The sequence below is a fragment of the Mycobacterium sp. NGS35 genome, assembly GCF_059812855.1.
The window spans coordinates 55,996-78,180 of sequence record NZ_JCALDL010000016.1 but is presented as its reverse complement, the minus strand read 5'-3'; the positions used below and the strand labels follow the sequence as shown (position 1 = coordinate 78,180).

21 protein-coding genes are annotated in these 22,185 nt (G+C 66.0%); 13 read left to right on the top strand and 8 right to left on the bottom strand.

Annotation, left to right across the window (positions count from 1 at the left end; genetic code table 11):
• Positions 1-12 precede the first annotated feature (12 nt).
• Both AC5Y4C_RS20465 and AC5Y4C_RS20460 read left to right on the top strand, forming a co-directional pair.
• The gene (locus AC5Y4C_RS20465; RefSeq protein WP_499909828.1) at positions 13-1,509 is read left to right on the top strand and encodes a dolichyl-phosphate-mannose--protein mannosyltransferase; all 1,497 of its coding nucleotides are present in this window, start codon (positions 13-15) and stop codon (positions 1,507-1,509) included.
• 282 nt (positions 1,510-1,791) lie between these two features.
• Positions 1,792-2,844: a GGDEF domain-containing protein gene (locus AC5Y4C_RS20460; protein ID WP_500008524.1), complete on the top strand. Its 1,053-nt coding sequence runs from the start codon at positions 1,792-1,794 to the stop codon at positions 2,842-2,844.
• Between the two features lie 28 nt (positions 2,845-2,872).
• Here the strand turns inward: AC5Y4C_RS20460 and AC5Y4C_RS20455 are convergent, their stop codons facing one another.
• From AC5Y4C_RS20455 to arcA, 3 genes are all read right to left on the bottom strand, one after another.
• Entirely contained in the window at positions 2,873-5,146 is a 2,274-nt protein-coding gene (locus tag AC5Y4C_RS20455) for a putative bifunctional diguanylate cyclase/phosphodiesterase (protein WP_499961732.1), read from the bottom strand.
• A 322-nt stretch (positions 5,147-5,468) separates the two neighbouring features.
• Positions 5,469-5,804, bottom strand: coding sequence for a hypothetical protein (locus AC5Y4C_RS20450; RefSeq protein WP_499906380.1), 336 nt, complete (start codon positions 5,802-5,804; stop codon positions 5,469-5,471).
• A gap of 56 nt (positions 5,805-5,860) precedes the next feature.
• On the bottom strand, positions 5,861-7,120 hold the full coding sequence (gene arcA / locus AC5Y4C_RS20445; RefSeq protein WP_499914090.1) for an arginine deiminase: 1,260 nt from the start codon (positions 7,118-7,120) through the stop codon (positions 5,861-5,863).
• Between arcA and soxR the strand changes: the two genes are divergently transcribed.
• Positions 7,109-7,540 (top strand): redox-sensitive transcriptional activator SoxR, encoded by a 432-nt coding sequence (soxR, locus tag AC5Y4C_RS20440; protein WP_499906384.1) that lies wholly within the window; start codon positions 7,109-7,111, stop codon positions 7,538-7,540. The genes arcA and soxR overlap by 12 nt on opposite strands.
• 30 nt (positions 7,541-7,570) lie before the next feature.
• Positions 7,571-8,167, top strand: coding sequence for an alpha-ketoglutarate-dependent dioxygenase AlkB (locus AC5Y4C_RS20435; RefSeq protein WP_499906386.1), 597 nt, complete (start codon positions 7,571-7,573; stop codon positions 8,165-8,167).
• Here the strand turns inward: AC5Y4C_RS20435 and AC5Y4C_RS20430 are convergent, their stop codons facing one another.
• A complete protein-coding gene (locus AC5Y4C_RS20430; RefSeq protein WP_499906388.1) occupies positions 8,168-8,845 on the bottom strand; it encodes a DUF5642 family protein in 678 nt (225 codons plus the stop codon).
• Positions 8,846-8,871: 26 nt separating this feature from the next.
• On the bottom strand, positions 8,872-9,651 hold the full coding sequence (locus tag AC5Y4C_RS20425; RefSeq protein ID WP_500008523.1) for a DUF5642 family protein: 780 nt from the start codon (positions 9,649-9,651) through the stop codon (positions 8,872-8,874).
• Here AC5Y4C_RS20425 and AC5Y4C_RS20420 point away from each other — a divergent pair.
• Positions 9,644-9,952: a hypothetical protein gene (locus AC5Y4C_RS20420; RefSeq protein ID WP_499961729.1), complete on the top strand. Its 309-nt coding sequence runs from the start codon at positions 9,644-9,646 to the stop codon at positions 9,950-9,952. The genes AC5Y4C_RS20425 and AC5Y4C_RS20420 overlap by 8 nt on opposite strands.
• Positions 9,953-9,956: 4 nt before the next feature.
• Here AC5Y4C_RS20420 and pat read toward each other — a convergent pair whose 3' ends face one another.
• Positions 9,957-10,940, bottom strand: a complete 984-nt coding sequence (gene pat / locus AC5Y4C_RS20415) for an acetyltransferase Pat (protein ID WP_499951804.1) — start codon at positions 10,938-10,940, stop codon at positions 9,957-9,959.
• Between the two features lie 196 nt (positions 10,941-11,136).
• Here pat and AC5Y4C_RS20410 point away from each other — a divergent pair, with 196 nt between their 5' ends.
• The 4 genes from AC5Y4C_RS20410 (at position 11,137) to AC5Y4C_RS20395 (ending at position 14,775) form a co-directional block, all read left to right on the top strand.
• The gene (locus tag AC5Y4C_RS20410) at positions 11,137-11,589 is read left to right on the top strand and encodes an Hsp20/alpha crystallin family protein (protein ID WP_499907426.1); all 453 of its coding nucleotides are present in this window, start codon (positions 11,137-11,139) and stop codon (positions 11,587-11,589) included.
• A gap of 80 nt (positions 11,590-11,669) precedes the next feature.
• Positions 11,670-13,277, top strand: a complete 1,608-nt coding sequence (locus AC5Y4C_RS20405) for an acyl-CoA synthetase (protein WP_499961727.1) — start codon at positions 11,670-11,672, stop codon at positions 13,275-13,277.
• Between the two features lie 14 nt (positions 13,278-13,291).
• A complete protein-coding gene (locus AC5Y4C_RS20400; RefSeq protein WP_499961726.1) occupies positions 13,292-13,804 on the top strand; it encodes an Rv2253/PknI dimerization domain-containing protein in 513 nt (170 codons plus the stop codon).
• Positions 13,805-13,890: 86 nt separating this feature from the next.
• Positions 13,891-14,775, top strand: coding sequence for a fructose bisphosphate aldolase (locus tag AC5Y4C_RS20395; protein ID WP_499961725.1), 885 nt, complete (start codon positions 13,891-13,893; stop codon positions 14,773-14,775).
• 87 nt (positions 14,776-14,862) lie between these two features.
• On the opposite strand, the gene AC5Y4C_RS20390 is transcribed toward AC5Y4C_RS20395, so the two are convergent.
• Together AC5Y4C_RS20390 and AC5Y4C_RS20385 are read right to left on the bottom strand one after the other, a co-directional pair.
• On the bottom strand, positions 14,863-17,208 hold the full coding sequence (locus AC5Y4C_RS20390; protein WP_499961724.1) for a CaiB/BaiF CoA transferase family protein: 2,346 nt from the start codon (positions 17,206-17,208) through the stop codon (positions 14,863-14,865).
• Positions 17,205-18,668 carry an aldehyde dehydrogenase family protein gene (locus AC5Y4C_RS20385; protein WP_499961722.1) on the bottom strand — a complete coding sequence of 488 codons (1,464 nt, stop codon included), beginning with the start codon at positions 18,666-18,668 and terminating at the stop codon, positions 17,205-17,207. The genes AC5Y4C_RS20390 and AC5Y4C_RS20385 overlap by 4 nt, the downstream gene beginning before the upstream one ends.
• Positions 18,669-18,835: 167 nt before the next feature.
• Here AC5Y4C_RS20385 and AC5Y4C_RS20380 point away from each other — a divergent pair, with 167 nt between their 5' ends.
• Genes AC5Y4C_RS20380 through AC5Y4C_RS20365 form a run of 4 tightly spaced genes read left to right on the top strand, consistent with a single transcriptional unit; the run spans position 18,836 to position 22,184 of the window.
• Positions 18,836-20,020: a cytochrome P450 gene (locus tag AC5Y4C_RS20380; protein ID WP_499961721.1), complete on the top strand. Its 1,185-nt coding sequence runs from the start codon at positions 18,836-18,838 to the stop codon at positions 20,018-20,020.
• A gap of 3 nt (positions 20,021-20,023) precedes the next feature.
• A complete protein-coding gene (locus AC5Y4C_RS20375; RefSeq protein ID WP_499906408.1) occupies positions 20,024-21,229 on the top strand; it encodes an acyl-CoA dehydrogenase family protein in 1,206 nt (401 codons plus the stop codon).
• Entirely contained in the window at positions 21,226-21,774 is a 549-nt protein-coding gene (locus AC5Y4C_RS20370) for an FAS1-like dehydratase domain-containing protein (RefSeq protein ID WP_499906410.1), read from the top strand. Before AC5Y4C_RS20375 ends, AC5Y4C_RS20370 begins: the two co-directional genes overlap by 4 nt.
• On the top strand, positions 21,774-22,184 hold the full coding sequence (locus AC5Y4C_RS20365) for a Zn-ribbon domain-containing OB-fold protein (protein WP_499961720.1): 411 nt from the start codon (positions 21,774-21,776) through the stop codon (positions 22,182-22,184). The genes AC5Y4C_RS20370 and AC5Y4C_RS20365 overlap by 1 nt, the downstream gene beginning before the upstream one ends.
• Position 22,185 lies beyond the last annotated feature (1 nt).

Genomic DNA, 22,185 nt, shown 5'->3' with positions numbered 1-22,185 from the left:
CGCAAGGCACCCATGATCAGCCCCGGCCCGGTCGCGCCGGTCGCCGACTTCGGCCCGACCGACCGGCTGCAAGGCTGGGCGATGACGGCCGTCGTCGCCGCGCTCGCGGCGATCACGCGGTTCGTCAGCCTCGGCTATCCCACCGACGCCGGGACGCCGATCTTCGACGAGAAGCACTACGCCCCGCAGGCCTGGCAGATGCTGCACAACGGCGGCGTCGAGGACAACCCCGGCTACGGGCTCGTGGTGCACCCGCCGATGGGCAAGATGCTCATCGCGGTCGGGGAGGCGATCTTCGGCTACAACGGCTGGGGCTGGCGGTTCAGCGGCGCACTGGCCGGGGTGGTGCTGGTCGTGCTGGTAGCGCGGATCGCCCGTCGGCTGAGCCGCTCGACCTTGGTCGGCGGTATCGCAGGACTGCTGATCATCGCCGACGGCGTCAGTTTCGTCTCGGCGCGCACCGCGCTTCTGGACGGTTTCTTGGCGACGTTCGTGGTCGCGGCGTTCGCAGCGCTGATGGTCGACCGTGACCAGATGCGCGCCCGCATGCACGTCGCGTTCACCGAGGGACGCATCGCCGAAACACCTTGGGGGCCAAGGCTTGGCGTGAGGTGGTGGCGCTTCGCGGCAGGCGTGCTGCTGGGGTTGGCCTTCGCCACCAAGTGGTCGGGGCTGTATTTCATGGTGTTCTTCGCGGCGCTGTCGCTGGCGTTCGACGTGGCCGCGCGCCGGCAGTATCAGGTGCCGCGGCCGTGGCTCGGTGTGTTGCGTCGCGACACGGCGCCGACGGTGTACGCGATGTGGCTCATTCCATTCGCTGTGTACATGGCGTCGTATGCGCCCTGGTTCGCGTCCGAAACGGCGATCAACCGCTACGAAGTGGGCCGCTCGATCGGGCCGGGCGGCCTCTTGCCTGACGCCATCCGCTCGCTGTGGCACTACACCTACGGCGTCTACAACTTCCACGCGGGCTTGACCAACGCGGCAGGCAACTATCACCCCTGGGAGTCGAAACCATGGGCATGGCCGATGTCGCTGCGGCCGGTGCTGTACGCGATCGACCAGCAGAACATCGCCGGCTGCGGTGCCCAGTCGTGCGTCAAGGCGGTGATGATGGTCGGCACGCCGGCCATCTGGTGGATCGCGCTGCCGGTGCTGCTCTGGGCGCTGTGGCGAGCTGCGGTGAAACATGATTGGCGGTATGGCGCAGCGCTGGTCGGCTATTGCGCGGGCTGGCTGCCGTGGTTTGCCGACATCGGGCGCCAGATGTATTTCTTCTACGCCGCGCCGATGGCGCCGTTTCTGGTGATCATGATCGCTCTTGTTCTCGGCGACGTGCTGTATGCCCCAGGTCAGTCGCGCGAGCGGCGAACGCTCGGCCTGCTGGTGGCCAGCTTCTACGTCGCTGCGGTGATCGCGAACTTCGCCTGGCTGTTCCCCATCCTCACCGGCATTCCGATCTCGCAGGCGACGTGGAACATGGAGATCTGGCTGCCCAGCTGGCGCTGACCACGCACTCGCGCCGGTTCGCTACAGCTGCTTGCGAGGTGGCTCTCAGCAAATCGCTTAGAAATTGCGCTCCTTTGGTGTCGAGGATGCGCTCTGGAAATCGCCGTCTTTATCGAGACCACTGGTCTTCCTGGAACTGGGATTGCTCTCCCGATTTTGGGCAATGCGCGTGTCAGCGTCCCAAATTAGTGAATTAGCAAACCCACAGATCGCGTATCTTATTGGACGTTGAGTTAGCTGTACGGTCTGGTGACCGAGCGGAGACGGCGTCGAATGTCACGAGTGAGAGGCTGGTTGAGCCGGCCCGACCAGTTCGCACGCATGACGGCGTTTCTGCGTCAGCGCAAGCTGCAGGGCTCTGCACAGTCGATCATGGCGGTGGTCGTGGCCACGTCGTCGCTGGTGCCCGTCACGGCCTTGGCCACCGACCGCAACGCCGGCACTCCGGCAACCGTCCTGAGTATCGTCACCGTCCTCTTCACCGTCGGCATGACCGCTTTCTGGCTCACGAGGTGGCCGACCCGCCGGCAATCGCAATTCGCCGCGGTAGCCGGCACAGTGTGCATCGCAGGATGGAGCCTCACGCAGCCCAGCGCCGCCGTCGCGGCCCTGGCTGCCACTGCAACGGCGATCACCGGGGGTTACATCGCCTTTTTCCACAGCCCCAGAGTCTTGCTGTTGAACTTCTCGGTCGCGGTGCTGACTGCCACGGTCGCGGCGTTCCGGCTGGCGCGCGATGTCGACGTCGCGACCGCCTCGGCGGCGTTCTGGGTGATCTGGTTCCTCAACGTTTCTGTCCCCTTGGCGATCCGCGGCTTGGCGGGTGCGATGAGCCGCTACGCCGCACGGTCCGACGAAGATCCGCTCACCGGGCTGTTGAACCGGCGGGCTTTCGTCGACACCATCAGCAGCCGGCTGGCCGACGCGCGACCGGACGACACCGGCCTGGCGGTGCTCCTGATCGACATCGACGACTTCAAGAGCGTCAACGACAACCACGGTCACCCCGTCGGCGACCGCGCCCTGCGCGCGGCCGCCGAGCTGCTGCGAGAACACAGCCCGCCCGGCGCGGCGCTGTGCCGCGCCGGTGGCGAAGAGTTTCTCATCGCGCTATACGGCGAGTCACAGAACGCGCTGGATCTTGCCAACCGCTTGCGCGACTCCATCTCGGAGCTGTCGTTCGGCATCACCGCCAGCATCGGGCTCAGCTCTGTGGTGTTACCGAAATCCGCCAGGCTGGCGCATGCGGAGCTCATCGAGCAGCTCATCGCCGCGGCCGATGCCGCGATGTACGTTGCAAAACGAAACGGCGGCAATCGATCTCAGCACGCGTGACGTCGTGGGTCGGTCGATCGCCCGGTTGTCAGGAAGCCGCCGGCGAGGTGGTGGACACAAATAGCTCGTGGAGCGCCGGGGCGGCGAGCGGCGGACTGAAGAAGAAACCCTGGGCCATCTCGCAACCGAATTCTCTCAGCCGGTCGGCCGTTTCGGCGTCTTCGACGCCCTCCGCCACAGTCGACAAGTTGAGGGTGTGCGCGAGGTTGATGACGGCGCGCACGATCGCCGCTGTCCGCTCGTCACCCAAAATGGCTGCGGTGAAACGCTTTTCGAGTTTGATCTCGTCGATCGGAAGTTCGCGAAGGTAACGCAGCGCCGAGTAACCGCTGCCGAAGTCGTCGAGCACGATACGCACCCCGCCCTGGCGCAGGTCCGCCAGAATACTTGCGGTCGTGGTCATTTCGTCGATAAGCAGGTCTTCGGTGATCTCCAGGACAAGTGAGTCCGCGCCGAGATTGCGGCTGCTGAGTTCGTCGGCGATGCGCCGAGGCAGCCGGGTGTCGGCGAACAGCGGCGGAAACAGGTTGACGGCGACCGGGATGTGCTGCCCGAGGCCATGCCACTGCGCGGCATCGTCGAGCGCTGTGGCGATGACGAGATCGGACAGGTCTCGCATCAGCCCGTGCTGACGGACCAGCGCCAAGAAGTTCTCCGGCTCGATCAGGCCCCGCTTGAGGTGTGGCCACCGGATGAGCGCTTCCACGCCGACGATCTGATCGGTCCGCAGGTTCACCTTGGGCTGGTAAACCATTGTCAGCGTGCGATTTTCGATCGCGTTGCGCAGTTCACCCAGCAAGCGCACCGCCGCGGAACCGCCGCCGTTTCTCCCGTTCCGGGCATGGCTTTGGTCCGTGTCGCAGGTCAGCTCGTTGGTGAAGATCTGCAGGTTACCGAGTCGCGAACGCTTGGCGGCACGCATCGCGATGTCGGCCTGGTTGAGCAGTACCTCTGGGGAGTCGACGAGCTTCCCGCGAGGTGCCACCGCAAGCCCGACGCTGGGTTTGACTGTCACCTCTTCACCGGTGACGACGAACGGCCGGTCGAACGCCTCGACAATTCGATAGGCCACCAGATGCGCGCGGTCAACCTCACCTTCGATCAGCACAGCGAATTCGTCGCCGCCGACACGTGCCACGGTGTCGGTGGGAAGAAGAAAGCTCTCGAGCCGATGCGCGGTCTGCCCCAGCACCACGTCACCGGCCGAATGCCCCATGTGGTCGTTGACCATCTTGAAGTCGTCGAGATCGATCAGCATCACCGAAATCGCATTGCGCTCGACGTTGTGCCGTGCGACGGCATGCGCCAGCCGATCGCGGAACAACGCTCGGTTGGCCAGCCGGGTGAGCGGATCGTGCAGCGCCTGGTCGGCGACCCGCTGCAGCAGACGACGGTTCTCCGAAACGGTCATGAACTGCCTGGCGAAAAGGCTGATCGTCATCACGATTGTCGCAACCAGCGCGGCATTGGGAACAACCGCGGTGCGGTAAGCCACCGTCGCAACCGCCCCGGCCGTCACCGCCGGAAAATACGGCAGCCACGACGAAAGCGCCGGCGGCAGCGCCGGTCCCGGCGCCGAGACCACAGGCCGTACAGCCGGCCGCACAACCGCCGCACCAGCGAACAGCAGCATGCCTATGAACCAGCCCAAAGCTACGGGCCCGTTCAGATCCTCTCTGCCGCCAGCGATCAGTCCCAGAAACCAGTTGTCCGACGCGGCCGTTGCCACGCTTGCAGCGACGAGCAGCCCGAGGCTCAGGCGCTGCCCGCTGCGGGCGCGCACCAAGAGCAAGACGGCGACTGTGACGGTCACGATGCCGGCCATGGAAGCGAACAACCCGGCATTGAGCGCAAGCGGATCGACACGACCGGACGTGTACAGATCGTTGAGGACGAACACCCAGCTGACCAGAAATAGCGAGCTTTCGACGAGTACTCCGTCCAGAAAAATCCGCCAGCGTGATCGGCCCGCATGCCCGAACGGAAAGACCATCAGCGCGGCGCAGCTGAGGATCGGCAGGATCGCAATGCCCAGCAAGGGCGACGGGAACAACGGGGTGGAGGCGTCCTCCGGTACGTGCTCGTGTGCCCACGACCCCATGCTGACAGTCCAGCCGGCGAACGCGACCGCCCACAGCAGCCACGCAAACCTCTGGCGGCCGTGTCTGCGCCAAGCGGCCAGCACCGCGCACACCGCGGCCAATGTCCCGGCTGTGATCAAACCTGCAAACGTGAGCGTTACGCGGGTGCTCGCGTCGCCCCAGCCGGCAACTCGCCAGATCGCCCAGGCGATAGCTGCCATGCCGGCAAGGAGAGTGAGGACGTGCGCCGGTGTGCGGACACCGCGCCACTGCGTCCCGCTGGCCACATTGAACCCCGCGACATTGAGAAGTTGGTGCTTGCGCGGCAGCTTAGCAAAGCGATCCGGTCACCTCGGTGATGGCAACGATCTGCCGATGCATTTCACTGACCGCACTTGCCACCGACGTATCGATGTCACCACAATGCCGAATTGCCCTTGCGCAAAAGGGTTGACAGATGTACAGCCGCCGTCGGCTACGGATCACAGAGTTTGCCGGGCATGTGTCACCACAGTGGTTGCCGCGATGAAGCGCAAAGCACGACTAACCGCGTTGTTCCTCGTCGGCCTTGCGCAGTTGGCTGACCGCGGCGTCACTTTCCCGTTGCGCTGCATTGCGCTCTTGTGCTGCTGTGCGCAGGTGCTTGTCTGCACGATGCGGTTCGTGGGCCGCGTGTACTTCGTGGGCTTCGGCAGCTCTTCGATGCAGCCTTGCCGCTTGCTCGTGGAGTTTGGCCGCGGATTCATGCGCCTGCCGGGCGCGGGCGTGCGCATGTTGTGCCCGCCGGTGAGCTTCGTCGGCATCTTGGCGGGTGATCTTCATGCGAGCGGCCACCTGCTCGGCCCGACGTTTGGCTTGTTCAGTTGGGTTGTCGTTCACCGGGCACCTCCACAGCCGGACCCGATTTCAAACTACGCCAGAAGTTTGCGCTCTGGCTACAACGGATCGCGGGCCGCCGGGCAGGACATGCATCGGGGTCCACCGCGGCCTGTACCCAGTTCCGACGCTGAGATCGGTAGTACCTCGATGCCCGAATCCTCAAGGCGGGCATTGGTTTCGGTGTTGCGCTCATAGGCCACGACCACACCGGGGGCCAGCGCCAGCGTGTTGTTGCCGTCGTCCCACTGTTCGCGTTCGGCGGTGACCGGGTCCAGGCCGGTGTCGATCACGCGCAGCCGATCGATGCCCATCGCACGGGCCGCGGCCGCCATGAACGGCTCCGCATCGGCGATCCTCACGCCGGATTCCGTGCGCGTGATCGTGAAGGCCGACAGGGTGTGCACGACGTTGGGATACATCACCACGGCGTCGACGTCCACCATCGTGCACACCGTGTCCAAGTGCATCTGCGCGCGCTCCTGCGCAATCGGGACGGCCAGCACCGTGTGTGCGAGCCCGTCGTCGAACAGGCTGCGCGCCAACGCTTCTGCGCCGGCGGGCGTGGTCCGCTCCCCGACGCCCACCGCCACCACACCCGGCGCCAACAGCAGCACGTCGCCACCCTCCACGGGCGCGGTGTGCGACTCGTAGGCCCGCCGCACACCGGTGAACCGGGGATGGTGGGCGTAGATGATGTCGGTCAACGATGTCTCACGCACTCGCGCCGGCAGCGCCAGCGACGTGATCGCCACCCGCGGCCCGATCCAGAACGAGGAGTCGCGGGTGAACATCAGGTTGGGCAGCGGGTCGATGACGAAGTCGCCGCCGTGGTGCATCCGGCGTACCAGCGATACCTCGGCCGACGCGGTGAACGGCAGCTCCGTGAACGTCATCCCGGCCATCAGCACCCGGGCCAGCGCTTCGGGTGACAGACTCCGTAGATAAGACGAAAGCTCCTGTGCCAGAGGGTGCCCCAGCCGCCGAGCGTCGACGGCGGCGCCGATTCCGTGCATCCGCGCGGCCCCGCTCGACAGCGCCTCTGTCAACAGGTCGGCCAGCAGCATCACCTCGACGCCCCGCGAGCGCAACAGCTCGGCGAACGCGTCGTGCTCCTCCTGCGCACGGCTCACCCACGGCAGCCCGTCGAACAGCAGTGCATCGTTGTTGCGCGGCGTCAACCGCTGCAGCTCCGGCCCGGGCCGGTGCAGGATCACCGCGCGCAGCCTGCCCACCTCTGAATCCACGCCCAACGCGACGCCAGCCACGAGATAGCACCGTAGCCCCTCAACTATGGTTGAGGTGGTATGGACGACCATGAGCTCACACCCGGCGAGCTCGCCCGCCGAAGCGGCGTCGCGATCTCTGCTCTGCACTTCTACGAGCGCCAGGGGCTGATCAGTAGCCGCCGCACCGCGGGGAACCAGCGCCGGTACCCGCGCGAGACGCTGCGTCGGGTGGCGTTCATCCGCATGTCGCAGCGCCTGGGTATCCCATTGGCCAAGGTCCGGCAGGCGCTGGCCACGCTGCCGGTCGATCGAGTGCCGACGAGTAAGGACTGGGCAAGACTCTCCGCGGGATGGCGGCAGGATCTCGACGACCGCATCTTGCATCTGCAGCGGCTGCGCGACAACCTGGCCGACTGCATCGGCTGCGGCTGCCTCAGCCTGAAGAGCTGTGCCCTTTCCAACCCCGGTGACGTGCTCGCGCAGCAGGGACCGGGCGCCGTCCGGCTCTGAAGTCGAACACTCGTGCGATACAGTGACGGAATGGCGATCGCCGTGCAAGCCGCGCTGTTCGAGCATGCCGACCGCCGGGTGCTCGGCGACGGCGCGTGGATCGACGTCTGCTCCGGATGGCTGCACGACGGCGGCGCCTTGTTCGACGAATTGCTGGCCGTCACGCCGTGGCGCGCGGAGCGCCGCCCGATGTACGACCGGGTGGTCGACGTCCCCCGACTGCTCAGCTTTCACGACCTCACCACCGAAGCGCCGCCGCATCCGCGCATCGCGCAGCTGCTCGATCGCCTCAACCACTCCTACGCAGCGGAGCTGGGCGAACCGTTCACCACTGCCGGGCTGTGCTTGTACCGCGACGGCCACGACAGCGTCGCGTGGCACGGCGACCGGATCGGCCGCAGCCGCACCGAAGACACCATGGTGGCCATCGTCAGCCTCGGCGCCACGCGCGTGCTGGCATTGCGGCCGAAGGGCGGCGGCGCATCACTGCGACTGCCGCAGGCCCACGGCGATCTGCTTGTGATGGGCGGCTCGTGCCAGCGCACCTGGGAGCACTGCGTGCCCAAGACAAGCAAGCCGTGCGGACCGCGGATCAGCATCCAGTTCAGGCCGCGCGGCGTGCGGTGATCAGCTGCGCACCGCAGCCACCGCGTCAGTGAAAAGTCGTTGTGCGCGAGGAACATTCACCGCAGTCACCGGTTGGTTCGGCACGATCAGCGGGTCGGCGGTCACCAACACCATGTACCTGCCCAGGTATGCCGCGAACGTGTACAGCTGCCCGGCACCCGTCGTGCTACCCACGGTGGCTTCCAGCACGCGCCTGCTACCCAGGGTTTGCGTACCGTCGATGTGAGGCGCGTCGACCACGTCGACGGCGCCGCGCATGTTCGGCCCGGAAAACGCGATGTGGCGGCAGTTGTCGGTTGGCGGCTGGAACGGCACCGGCTGCGAGGTCTCCAACGCAATCGCGATGAACCGGTTGCCTTGGCCCGTCGCGATCACCGCAGCCATGTTGCCCTGCAGACCCGCCGGCAGCGTCTGCTTGGTGGCGTACTGCGCGCACGCGGCCGGATCGAATGTGACGCCATCCGGAATCTTCTGCGGCGCAAGCAATTTCGGGTCGATTCCAGCTGGGCCTGTGGTGACCACCTGGAAATCCGGGCCGAAGCTCGGCTTGACCGACAGCACCTTGCCGATGTCGACGACCGGCGCAGCCGACGTCGTCGTCGCCGTTCCGCTGGGCCCGTTGGCCGAGCAGGCCGCGATCAGCACCACTCCGACGACACTCGCCAGCCTCAGCCGCACCCGGGCAATGTACCGAACGCCGACACTCAGCCGCGCAGCGTCGCCACGGTGCGCGCCAGAAATGTCGACGCGAAATCGGGCGGCAGTGACGACGCGGCGGAGCCGGGATCGGTGAGGACGGTGACAAATGCGACGTGATCGCCGAGGTAGGCGGTGGCGGTGGTGGCGTGCAGGTCGGTTTTGGTGCCGCCTTCGACGACGGTGCGGATCGCCGCGGTCATGCCGATTGTCGCGACACCGGCGATCGCCGGGCCCCCGGACAATTGGATGGCGGCGGTCGTGCGCCCGGAGGTCATGGACCAGTGCTGGCAGGTGCCGACGATGTCGGGGTCTGGTCCTCGCGCCGGCGGTGCGCCGGCCACCACCGCGTAGATGATTCCGCCGCTTCCGGATCCGGACAGGCCATCGCCTGGCGCGGCGCCGCCGGCAGCGGGGTCCGCGAGCGCTGCACATGCCGGCGGTTCCGCGGACCAGCCGGGTTGCAGGCCCCAGTAGGCAGCCGGCGACACAGCCCCGTGCACCTCGGAGATCTCGTAGCCCGGCGGAAACGATCCGCGCAGACGCCGGATGTTGGCCGGGTCGATGGCAATCGGCTGACCGGCGGAGGGCGCCGTGGTCGACGGCGCCGACGGGCCGTGTGCCGGCACCGAGCAGGCGGCGAGCGCCAACGCCGCCAGTAGGGTGAACCGGCGCAGGCGCACGCCCGTTGATACCACAGATTGCCTGCGCCATTCGGGAACGTTCGGCGCCCCAAACGCGATGTACTTCAATGAGTACTCAGGAACAGGAGGCGGGGCTGTGCGCACGGCATTGTCCCTCGCCGCAGCGGTGGTGGCGACAGGCGTCGTCGTGGCGGCACCGGCCGGGACGGCGGCAGCCGACCAGTCGGCACAGGACACCATCAACTACTGGGAACAGCAGGGCTACACCGTCAACGTCGATCGGGTGGGCAGCGGGCCGCTGCAGGACTGCGTCGTCACCAGCGTCCGCAACCCGAACACCATCACCCGCCCGGTCCGGGTGGGCGGCAGAAGGGACGGGCCGACGTTTCTGGTTCCGGTGATCGTCAGTCGCACCGTGCAGATCTCGCTGTATTGCGCTAACTGACGCGTCACTCGAACGCGCGGATGACCTGACGGGCGACGTCCTGAATTGCCTTGAGCTGCTTCACCTTTACGGGCAGCTTGGCCGGATCCGGCACCTCCACCGTCGCGGTCACGATGCCGGGCTCGTCTCTGATCCAGGGCGCGTCCAGGCGGTCCAGCAGCGCCCGTGCGGGCATGTTGTCGGCCAGCACGCGGGCATAGAACCGGGTGACGCCGTCGACACGCGCGGCGACCGCCAGCGCCGCGAACAGCAGCGTGCCGATGCCGCGGCCCTGGTATTCGTCGGCCACGGTGAATGCGATCTCGGCCAGCGTCGGGTCGTGCGGATCGCGCACGAACCGGGCATCGGCGATCACCGGCCCGTCGTCCCCGTCGGTGACCACCCAGACGAAATGGTCGACGTAATCGACTTCGAACAGATACGTCAGCACGGTCGCGGTGGGCGTCCGCACGGACAGGAAGCGCCGGTACAGCGTCTCCGGCGAGAACATCACATGCCCGTGCACCACCCGCTGGGTATCGCCGGGCAGTACCGGACGCAGCATCAGCTCGGTGCCGTCGCGCGCCTCGAACGGGATCGGCGTGATGAACGCCGCCAGCCGTTGCCGGGCCGTGCGGATCAGTTGCGGCGCGATGCCGGGAATTTCCAGAAGTCGATGGAACGCCGTCACATCGCCGACGTAGCCGTGCACCTCGTCGGTGGCCACCACGGTCGCAGTGCGCGGGGCATTGCGCAGAAGCGCGATCTCGCCGATCAGCCCCCCGGAAAGGAACGCCACCAAAGTGTGCCCGTCGTCGTCGGTGTGGCGGATTTCGACCTCACCCGACGCGATGAGGAAAAACGACACCGCCTTGTCGCCTTGGCGCATCAGCACGTCACCGACGGCCGCATGTACCGGGGTGAGCTCTGCGGCCAATGGCGCCAACTCGTCTGTCGGAATTCCGGCGAACACGGGAAGTGAGCCGAGGTCCGTGGCGACGACGGTCATCGGGCAGGCCCCTTGCGGCAGCTGGTCAGATGGTCCGGTACGGGCAGCCATCCGGATGCTGCCGACGATATTGGCCGAAAATTTTCTTGTCGAGTATTAGCAGTCGCGGCACTTGAGTGCTAATCTTGTCAGTGCACAGTTGAATCGGCTGCCCGCCAGGGTGGCGGGCTCTGAGGGTGACCAGGAGGTGACTGCTGTGCTTCGGTTTGATCCGTTCAGCGACATCGACGCCCTTACCCGCAGCTGGCTCACCGGCCAGTCTGGAACGGCCCGCAGTCCTCGGTTCATGCCGATGGACCTCTACAAAGTCGACGACCACTACGTGCTCACCGCCGATCTGCCCGGCGTCGACCCCGGTTCGGTTGACGTCAACGTCGACAACGGCACGCTGACGGTCACCGCACATCGCACGGCCCAGCCCGCCGAAGACTCTGTCCAGTGGCTCGCGAACGAACGGTTCTACGGAACGTATCGGCGCCAGCTCTCACTCGGCGAAGGCATCGACCCGAGCAGGATTTCGGCGACCTACGAGAACGGCGTCCTGTCGATCACCATTCCGATGGCAGAGGCCGCCAAGCCGCGCCGCATCGAAGTAACCAGCGCCGGGAAGGCCAAGTCGATCGAGGCTCACACGGTCGAGTCGTCGTAATCGGCGGACAAGGCGGACCCGCAGCTGAGCAACCCGGCTGCGGGTTCATTTTTGTGCGGCCATCCACGACACTGCTCACTATGCTGCGGCGCCTCCTCACCCGGGCCGGCGACGAAGCGTGGTCGCTGGTGCAACTGGGCCGGGCTGGACTGCTGCGTCCGCTATCGCCGGCACAGCTGGCGAGGATCGTGCGTGCGGTCCGCGACTACGGTGAGCTGGGCGCGGTGCTCACGCTGGCCGCCGTGCGCAGACCCGATGCAATCGGGCTTGTCGACGAGCGCGGGCAGCTGACGTTCGGCGAGCTGGAAGCGAGGTCGAACGCACTGGCCAACGAATGGCGGCGGAGCGGTCTGAAGCCGGGATCCGGTGTCGCGATATTGGCCCGCAACCACCGCGGCCTGCTCGACGCATTGTTCGCGGGCATGAAGGTGGGCGCACGAGTCGTGTTGCTCAACACCGACTTCGGTGGCGACCAGATCAGAGAGGTGATTCGCCGTGAAGGCGCCGAGCTGCTGGTGTACGACCAGGAGTACGCGGACACGGTGGCGGGCATCGAGGTGGCGCATGGCCGATTCCGCGCCTGGGCCGACGACCCGGGTGACGACACGCTCGACGAGCTGATCCGCCGCGGCGATCCGTTTCCGCCGTCGGCACCGGGCGCGCGGCCCACGGTCGTGATCTTGACCAGTGGCACGACGGGCACACCGAAAGGCGCCACCCGGCCCGCGCCACGATCGCTGCTGCCGCTCGCCGGGCTGCTCGACAAGGCGCCGTTTCGCGTCGGCGAGGTGACCGAGTGCTGCGCGCCGATCTTTCACTCACTGGGCTTCGGCCACCTGTTGATCGCACTGATCATGAACTCGACCCTGGTGGTGCGTCGCCGGTTCGATCCACAGCAGACGCTGGAAAGCATTGCGCGACACCGCGCTTCGGCGCTGATCGTGGTGCCGATCATGCTGCGGCGCATTCTCGATCTCGGCCCGCAGACCCTTTCGCGGTACGACATGTCGTCACTGCGGATCATCTTCGTCGCAGGATCGCAGCTGGGCGCGGAGTTGTGTACGCGCGCGATGGAGACGTTCGGGCCGGTGGTCTACAACCTCTACGGCTCAACCGAAGTCGCGTACGGCAGCGTCGCCACGCCGGAAGACCTCGTCGAAGAACCGGGCTGCGTCGGGCGAGTGGTGCGCGGAGCCGTCGTCAAGATCTTCGACGACGACGGCCGGCAGGTGCCCCCCGGTGTGACAGGGCGGATCTTCGTCGGCAACAGCATGCAGTTCGAGGGATACACCGGCGGAGGTACCAAGGACACCATGCACGGGCTGATGAGCAGCGGTGATGTCGGCCACTTCGACTCTGCGGGAAGGCTTTTCATCGACGGCCGCGACGACGAGATGATCGTCTCGGGCGGCGAGAACGTGTTCCCCGTGGAGGTCGAAGACGTGCTGGCCGCCCACCCCGACGTGCTCGACGCCGCCGTGATAGGCGTGCCCGACGACGAGTACGGGCAGCGGCTGCGCAGCTTTGTCGTGGTGCGGCCGGGGGCGTCGTTGGCAGAGCAGGACGTCAAGGACTACGTCAGGAGCCGGCTCGCCAGGTTCAAGGTGCCGCGCGATGTCGTCGTGGTCGACGAGCTGCCGCGCAATCCGACCGGCAAGGTGATCAAGCGCCGGCTGGCCGCCGAATGACGTACCTTCGACGGATGCTGCTTCGTTGCGTTGTCATCGCCACCCTGGGCGTGCTTGCCTCCACCGCACCCGCCTTCGCCGCCGATCCAACGCTGAATGGCACCTACCGTGTCGACTTCAACGGCGCACAGCGGGCTATCAACGGCGTGCCCAGGCCCACCGCGGACACGTCGGCGACGTACTCGTTCACGTCGTCGTGCGGCGCCGACGGCTGCATCGCCCGCGCCGTGCTGCTGAACACCAACGACACCGAGGCCGTGTCAGCCCACAACCCAGACCTGACCCTGCAGTTCGTCGACGGCACATGGCAGCTGTCGCTGCCCTACGACTCTCCGTGCGAAGAAGGCGACAGCCGCAACCAGCTGCTGAGCTGGTCGCTGGTGCCTCAAGGCGACGCGCTGACGGGCACCCGCACAGTGGCCACGGTGGGCCACGCATGTGCCGGTGACGAGCCGGGCCCCCTGTCGCAGCCGATGACGGCCACCCGCGTGGGCAAACCGGCGCCCGGCGTGCTGCCGATGCCCTAGCGCCGCATCCGCCGTCTTGCAGGCACAGGCGCTGTGCCAACATGCACATGAGCAGCGCAGGCGGTTCACAGGTGCGGAGGACAGTGATGAACGCAGAACAGTACGAGAAGATGGCGAAGGGCGACGGCTTCGTCGCGGCGCTGGATCAGAGCGGCGGCAGCACGCCCAAGGCGCTGAAGCTCTACGGCATCGGCGAAGACCAGTACTCCACCGACGAGCAGATGTTCGAGCTGGTGCACCAGATGCGTACCCGGATCATCACCAGCCGCAGCTTCGACGGGAACCGCATCCTGGCGGCGATCCTGTTCGAGGACACCATGGATCGCGACATCGAGGGCCGCCCCACCGCCGACTACCTGTGGGATGTCAAGAACATCGTGCCGATCCTCAAGGTCGACAAGGGCCTGGCCGACGAACAGGACGGCGCCAAGGTGATGAAGCCGATGCCGGGCTTGGACGACCTGCTGGCGCGCGCGGTCGACAAGGGCATCTTCGGCACCAAGATGCGCTCGTTCATCTCGCTTCCGGGCAAAGGCCTCGACGCGGTGGTGGAGCAGCAATTCGAGGTGGCCCGCCAGATTCTGGCCACCGGCCTCATCCCGATCATCGAGCCGGAGGTCGACATCAAGAGCCCGAAGAAGGCCGAGGCGGAACAGCAGCTCAAGGCCGGGCTGCTCGCCGGGGTCGACAGCCTCTCCGACGACCAGACCGTCATGCTGAAGCTGACGTTGCCCGACGAGGACAACCTGTACCGCGAGCTCGTCGAGCATCCCAAAGTGTTGCGCGTGCTCGCCCTGTCGGGCGGTTACTCCCGCGAAGAGGCCTGCGCCCGGCTCGCCCGCAACAACGGCGTGATCGCAAGCTTCTCCCGCGCGCTGACCGAGGGCCTGACCGCGCAGCAAAGTGACGAGGAGTTCGACGCGGTGCTGGACAAGGCGATCGCCGAGATCGCGGCGGCCTCGGCCACCTGAGCTTCGTTGACTGTGCCTCCATGGCGCGAAAGTTCGAGTAGCCCACGCCCTCGACGCACAATGAACGCATTGCGGGCGTGGAGCGCGCTACAGAGCGTCACCGATGATCCTTCGGTGGCGCAGGGCCGCGAGTTCCTCGCTGTCGAGCCCTAGGCCGCCGAGTATCTCGTCGTTGTGCTGGCCCAGCGTCGGCGGCGGGAAGCGGTGGTGCTGCTCGGGTCCCGGGGTGATGCGAAACGGCCAACCCGGGTACCGGTGCGGGCCGGTGATGGGGTGCCGCAACTCCTGGTAGAACCCTCGTGCGTCGAGGTGCGGGATGTCGTACATCCGATCGGGCGTGAGGACGTGCTCGGCCGGAACCTGCTGCGCGCCAAGGAGATCGACGATGTCTGTCGGCGACTGGGTCTGCGTCCAAGCGCCGACCACCTCGTCGAACGTATCGTGGGAAATCTCATCTGGAAGGTCTGCGCGGCCCATCGCACGCGCCAGTCGGCGCCAGTCCTCGTTGTCGCGAGCGGAGATCGCCACCCATGAGCCGGCCACCGATGTGGGATAGACGCCTTGCAGATAGCCGCGTTGGCGGTTGCCGTCACGCGGCGCGACCACGCCGTTCATCGAGTACTCGATCACCGGTTCGGCGGCAACAGCCGCCGCCACCTCGATTTGCGCGATCTCGACGAGTTGTCCTTCGCCGGTGCGGCGCCGGTGTTGGAGCGCCGCGAGCAAAGCGATCCCGGCGTGGACTCCGACGATGGGGTCAGCCGGTCCTTGCAGGTTGCAGGGCGGCCCCTCGGCGTAGCCGGTGACGGCCGCCATGCCCGATGTCTGCTCGAAGTTCAGTGCCCAGCCGACGTAGTCGCGCCACGGCCCCTGCAGGCCGAAGCCGGGCATGCGCACGAGTATCACGTCGGGTCTCAGTCGGGTGAGCGACTCGTAGTCCAGCCCGAACTGCTCGATCACTCGCGGCGAGAAGTTCTCGACCACCACATCGGCATCGCGCACCAGTCGGCGGGCGAGATCGCGCCCCGGGGCGGACGTGAGATCCAGTGTGATGTCTCGCTTGTTGAGGTTCGTGCCCTGCCACATTGCGCTGCGCTCGTACCAACGCTCTCCCTCGTCAGCCCATGCGCCCGAATAGCGGTGACCGTCGGGACGCTGGATCGACTCCACCTTTACGACGTCGGCGCCGAAGGCACCGAGATAGCACGTCAGATAGGCACCGGCCCAGAAGGTCGTAAGGTCGAGCACCTTCAGGTCTTTGAACGGTGCCGCCGGATCGGCGTCGTCACTCGCGATGAACGCCGGTTTCGCCTCGCTTGCAGACGCTTTCGGCGGCTCACCGAGTCGAGGGGCTGGCCGGACGGGCAATGCGGGCGTTCGGGACAGTCGAAACGGAGCACCGGGCCGGCGGAATGCCCAGCCTTCGCCGCCACCGTCGACGAAGAACTCGCGCTCGCGGTATTGCGGACATTCCATGACGGTTGCGCCGTCGTTGACGGGCGCGACCGGAATTCGCATCGCTTGGCCCAAGTCGACGATTTCGGCCACGGTTCGCTCGGAAAGCCATGGCTGGGCCTTTTCGAAGAACTCCGCTCGCTCGGGGCCGCCCAGCATGATCGCGACCTGTAGTTCCCCGTATTCCGGCAAACCGAGCATGGCGCACACATCCAGCCAGTGCTGCCCGGTCAGACAGTTGATTCCGACCCAGCCGTCGAAAGCGCGGACGATGCCCATCATCGGGGCGGCCCGGGTGTTGGGCGGCAACCCGAGGCGACGCATCTTTTCAGCCATCAGCATCGGATACGGAAGTGTCGACAGCAGCGACTCGAGTCCCGACACGTCGACCTCCACCACACGAGTTGCCTTGGCGCGCAGGGTTCTCAGTGCGGTCAAGGCGCCGAGCGCGGCGTATCCTCCCGCAACGTACTCGGCGATTCTCGCGCCGGCTTGAACCGGTGGACGGTCGGGATCCCGGTTGTTGACCCAACCTGAGGCCGCCTGCACGGTCAGCGGTGTCGCGTCGCGGCCGCTCAGGGGTCCACTCTGACCGAAGTCCGAGATGCGAACGACGACGAGGCCGGGTCGCAGGCCCTCGAGTGTCGCCACGTCGAATCCGAAGCGAGCGAGCGATCCGGGTCGCAGGCCGTCGACGAGCACATGCGACCGAGCGATGAGGTGATGCACGGCCATGGCGTCCGTTTCCAAATCGACTGTGCCCGTAAGCTTTCCAGCGTTGAGATACTCGAACAGACCGGAGCGGTCGGGGTGCGCGACGTCACCGGGAAACGGTCCCCAGCGCCGCAGCGGATCTCCGGACGGTGGCTCGATTTTGGTGACCTCGGCACCGAGGTCGACAAGCACTTTGGCGCAGTACGGGCCCGCGATGTCACTCGCGATCTCGACGACGCGCAGTCCTTCGAGGGATGCCATCAAGCCGGGATTCCCATAGCCTTCGGCTCCGTGTACTGATGCAGTCCCGCCAGGCCCCCGCCTTCGCGCCCCAAGCCGCTCTGCTTGAAACCGCCGAACGGTGCATCGCCTGGGATGCAACCGTTTACCGCGATCTGCCCGGTGCGCACGCGTCGTGCCACCGCGACCGCGCGGCCGACGTCGTCGCCCCAGACCGCGCCGGAGAGCCCGTATTGGGAATTGTTGGCGATCGCGACCGCGTCGTCGTCGTCGCGGTAGCGAAGGACCGCCAGGACCGGTCCGAACACTTCCTCCTGAGCGATCGCTGAGTCAGCAGCGACATCGGTCAGGATCGTCGGCTCGAAGTAGAAGCCTTTATCCGGCTGCGCGGGGCGGTGGCCGCCGAAAGCCAATGTCGCACCGTCGGCCAGCGCTGCCGCTACATGCGCTTCCACGCGGTGCAGCTGTGCACGGCTGATGAGCGGACCCATCTGCACCTCGGGATCCGTTGGGTCGCCTACCTTCACCGCCCCCGCCATGTCGATCAGCCGGTCGACCACGTCGTCGTGACGTGATTCCGGCAGCAGCAATCGGCTCTGCAGAATGCAGGCCTGCCCGGCGTGCAGTGAGCATCCGTCGAACAGAAAACGTTGCAGCAGTTCGTCACTCAGCTCGAGGTCATCGAGGACGATGGCCGCTGACTTGCCTCCGCATTCGAGCAGGATCCGCTTCATGGTGCCGGCCGCCGCGGCCATCACGTCGCGGCCCACCGCCGAGCTCCCCGTGAAGCTGACCATGTCGATTCGGGGGTCGGCGGTCAACAGCTTGCTGGCCTCGACGCTGCTGGGTGTCACCACATTGACGACGCCCGGCGGAATATCGGTGTGTTCGTGGATGATTCGGGCAAGCGCGAGGCCCGCCAACGGTGTCAGCGGGGAGGGCTTGAGCACCACTGTGTTGCCTGCGGCGAGCGCGTTGCTGACCTTCATCGCGTTGAGGCTGTGCGGAAAGTTCCACGGCGTGAGAATCGATACGACGCCCAGCGGCTCGTGACAGAGCACCGTCGAACCGGTGGCGCCAAAGGCATCGATCGGCTGATCGGTCAGTTGCGCAGCGAGCTCGCCGGCGTGCAAGGCCATGAAGGCCGGTCCGTCGATCTGGATCAAGCGCTCGTTGGCTACACAGCCCCATTCGATTTGTGACAGTGCGTAGAAGTCGTCTGCATGGTCGAGCAGCGCCGTGCCCAGTTGGTTGAGGCACCTACCGCGTTCCTCGGGCGCGGCCGTGGGCCACCATCCCGAGTCGAAGGCCCGGCGAGCCGCGGCAATCGCGGCGTCGACATCGGCGAGCCCGGCGTCGGGGGCCGAAGCGATCGTCGCCTCCGTGGCGGGTGAGATGTCGTCGTAGCGACCTTCCCGCGGGTCGACCCATCGTCCGTCGATGTAGAGACCGTAGCTGTCGACGAGTGCACACAGGTTGGCCATCGTTGCATCCCCATCGAGCTAGCAGTCAACATTCGGTGTACACCTGTCCGATCGACTTCGTCAATCCCGTGTGTTGACAAGGTGAGCCCATTGCACTAGACATAACCGTATCCGACAGACGTGCTGTATCTGTCCGACAGTCGCCGTCGCGCGAGAGGGGTCAGGCAGTGCAGACGACCGTGCCTCTCCACTCGCCGGACTTCTTCATCGGTGATCCGTATCCGGCCTACAAAGAGTTGCGCGCCAGTTCACCGGTCGTGTGGAACGACGTCACCAAGTTCTGGGCACTGCTGAAGTACGAGGACATTCGCCAGGTATCGAGCAATCCGGCGCTGTTCACGTCGACCAAGGGCATCACGATCCCCGACCCGGGGCTGCCGGAGAACCCGGTGCAGGAGGGAAACCTGATCTTCACCGATCCGCCCCGGCATCGGCAGCTGCGCAAGCTCATCAACACCGGGTTCACCCGCCGACGGGTGCAGGTGCTGGAGCCCAAGATCCGCGCGATCGTCTACGGGCTGCTGGACGAGGTAAGACCCGGCGGCGCTCTCGAGTTCGCCGAAGGAATCGCCGCACCGCTGCCCACCCGGATGATCGCCGAGCTGCTGGGCGCGCCGCCGGAAGACTGGGAACAGTTCCGGCGATGGTCCGACGCGTGTACCGGAGTGGCCGATCCCGAGATCGAGCTCGATTCGGTCGCGGCTATCGGCGAGCTCTACGAGTACTTCACGCAACTGATCGCGGCCAGACGCAAGCACGCTGAAGACGACATTCTGTCGGTACTGTCCTGCGCCGAAATCGACGGCGCGAAGCTCACCGACGAGGATCTGCTCAACTTTGCGTTTCTGTTGCTGGTGGCGGGCAATGAAACCACCCGCAACCTCATCGCACTGGGCACGTTGGCGCTGATCGCCCACCCAGCCGAATGCGCCAAGCTTGTCGACGACCCGTCGCTGATCCCCGGAGCGGTCGAGGAGATGCTGCGGTGGACCACTCCGGTGACGCACATGGCCCGCACCGCGACCGCCGACGTCCAGCTGCGCGGCCAGCGCATCACAGCGGGCGAAACCGTCGTCATGCTCTACGGATCGGCCAACCGAGACGAAGACGTGTTCGGCAGCGACGCAGAGGAATTCAAGGTGACCCGCCATCCCAACCCACACATCGCATTCGGTTGCGGAGAGCATTCGTGCGTCGGTTCCCAATTGGCCCGGCTCGAGGCATGCGTGTTGTTCGAGGTGCTGTTGGGCCGTTACTCCACGCTCGAGCTCACCGGCGATGTGGACCGGATGCGCGCGACGATGGTGCCCGGCGTCAAACGCATGCCGGTACGGCTCGGAACGGGTGTCTGAGCGATGTATCTGGATTTCACCGAGGACCAGGAAGAGCTGCGCGCCGAGATCCGCGCCTCACTTGAAGCGGTGATGACGCCCGAGCGGATCGCCTCCGTCGCCGACCAGATGGAGGGCGGCCCGGCAGTGAGGGAATGCCTGCGCGCTCTCGGCGAAGCTCACTTGCTCGGCGTCGGATGGCCCAAAGAGTATGGCGGACGCGGCTTCTCGGCGTTGGAGCAGTACATTTTCCTCGAAGAAGCCCGGCGAGTCAACGCACCGATCCCGCTCGTCACGCTCAACACCGTCGGGCCCACGCTGGTCGAGTACGGCACCGAGGAGCAGAAGCGCAAGTTCCTGCCCGCGATCCTCTCCGGCACAGTCGATTTCGCGATCGGGTATTCCGAGCCGGGCGCGGGAAGCGACCTCGCCTCGCTGCGCACCACGGCCGTTCGCGACGGCGACGACTACGTCATCAACGGACAGAAGATGTTCACCAGCGGTGCGGCATATGCCGACTACATCTGGTTGGCCGCCCGTACCGACCCGAAAGCCAAGAAGCACAAAGGCATTTCGATTTTCATCGTGCCGACGAACTTTCCGGGATTCTCCTGGAAGCCGCTGCACACCATGCCCGGCGTGTCGACCTTCTACACGTTCTACGACGACGTGCGGGTGCCGGCCAGTTCGCTTGTTGGCGGCGAGAACGACGGCTGGAAGCTGATCACCACGCAGTTGAACTTCGAGCGCGCCGCGTTGGGCAACCTGGGCGCATTGGAACCGCTGTTCGACAAGACGTTGCGCTGGGCGCAGACCACCGAGCTGGACGGCGGCCGCGTCATCGACCAGCCCTGGGTGCAGCAGGCGCTGGCGCGTGTCGAGGCGCAGGTGGCGGCGTACAAGATCATGAACTTGCGGGCCAACGCCGGGATGAGCAAAGGCGCGCTGGGTATGGCCGAGGCGTCGGCGGTGAAGGTCTTCGGTACCGAGCTGACGCAACAAGTCGCGCGTGAACTGCTCGAGGTTCTCGACCGCGCGGGCGTACGCAAGGGCGACGACGCGCCGTTGCGCGGCGCTCTCGAATCGGCGTACCGGCTCGCGGTGATCAACACTTTCGGCGGCGGCGCCAACGAACTTCAGCGCGACATCATCGCGATGGCGGGGCTTCTCATGCCTCGCGCGCCGCGCGACCTCCGAACCGCGGCAACCACGAACGGGGACCAGACGTGAGCGGTGACAAATCCGAATTCCGCAAGAAGCTCGATGCCCTCATCGGCCAACCCACCGGCGGCTCCCCCAAGCCGACTGTCGCTCCGGATCCGGTGAACCAGCCGATGATTCGACATTGGTGCCACGCAATGAACGACATGAACCCGGTCTACCTCGACCCCGATTTCGCCGCGAAGTCGCGATTCGGCGGAATCGTGTCCCCTCCGGTGATGCTGCAGGCATGGACCATGCCGGCCCCGAAGATCGAAGGGATCGCCGAACGCGGCGGCGTCCCGATCGAGATGGGCAAGAACCCGGCGGCATTCATCGAAGAAGCCGGGTTCACCGGCATCGTGGCGACCAACTCGGAGTTCGAGATCGAACGCTATCCGCGTCTCGGTGACCTGATCTCGGTGACCCAGGTGTTCGAGGACATCTCCGACGAGAAGAAAACTTCGTTAGGCACCGGACATTTCATCACGTGGCTGTCCACCTACACCGACCAGAACGGTGAAGTGCTTGGGCGCCAACGATTCCGGGTGTTCCGATTCAAGGCGGCACAGTAGTGGCGACCAGACTGGCACCGACCGTCAGCCTGGACACTGAGTTCTTCTGGAAGGGCCTGCGCGACCACAAGCTCCTGATCCAGCGGTGCACGGGCTGTCGGCAACTGCGTCATCCGCCGCGGCCGATGTGTCCGGTGTGCAACTCTCTGGGCTGGGACACTGTCGAATCGACCGGCCGCGGGGCGGTGTACAGCTACGTGATGCCCCAGCACCCCCGGATGCCCCTGATGGAGTATCCGTACATCGTCGCGTTGATCGAACTGGAGGAGGGAGTTCGGTTGGTGTCCAACCTCTGCGAGATCGCGCCCGGCGACGTGGAAGTCGGCATGCCCGTCGAGGTCTTCTACGAGACGTTCGACACCCTCGACAACCAGGATTTGGTGTTGCACCAATTCCGGCCGGCCCGCTGAC

Excerpts from the sequence above, each read along its gene's own strand:
- AC5Y4C_RS20395 (WP_499961725.1), top strand. The coding sequence starts at position 13,891 with ATGAACGCAGAACAGTACGAGAAGATGGCGAAGGGCGACGGCTTCGTC.
- arcA (WP_499914090.1), bottom strand. The coding sequence starts at position 7,120 with ATGGTCGTCCATACCACCTCAACCATAGTTGAGGGGCTACGGTGCTAT.
- pat (WP_499951804.1), bottom strand. The coding sequence starts at position 10,940 with ATGACCGTCGTCGCCACGGACCTCGGCTCACTTCCCGTGTTCGCCGGA.
- AC5Y4C_RS20455 (WP_499961732.1), bottom strand. The coding sequence starts at position 5,146 with ATGGCAGCTATCGCCTGGGCGATCTGGCGAGTTGCCGGCTGGGGCGAC.
- AC5Y4C_RS20375 (WP_499906408.1), top strand. The coding sequence starts at position 20,024 with ATGTATCTGGATTTCACCGAGGACCAGGAAGAGCTGCGCGCCGAGATC.
- AC5Y4C_RS20465 (WP_499909828.1), top strand. The coding sequence starts at position 13 with ATGATCAGCCCCGGCCCGGTCGCGCCGGTCGCCGACTTCGGCCCGACC.
- soxR (WP_499906384.1), top strand. The coding sequence starts at position 7,109 with ATGGACGACCATGAGCTCACACCCGGCGAGCTCGCCCGCCGAAGCGGC.
- AC5Y4C_RS20435 (WP_499906386.1), top strand. The coding sequence starts at position 7,571 with ATGGCGATCGCCGTGCAAGCCGCGCTGTTCGAGCATGCCGACCGCCGG.
- AC5Y4C_RS20385 (WP_499961722.1), bottom strand. The coding sequence starts at position 18,668 with ATGGCCAACCTGTGTGCACTCGTCGACAGCTACGGTCTCTACATCGAC.
- AC5Y4C_RS20400 (WP_499961726.1), top strand. The coding sequence starts at position 13,292 with ATGCTGCTTCGTTGCGTTGTCATCGCCACCCTGGGCGTGCTTGCCTCC.
- AC5Y4C_RS20405 (WP_499961727.1), top strand. The coding sequence starts at position 11,670 with ATGCTGCGGCGCCTCCTCACCCGGGCCGGCGACGAAGCGTGGTCGCTG.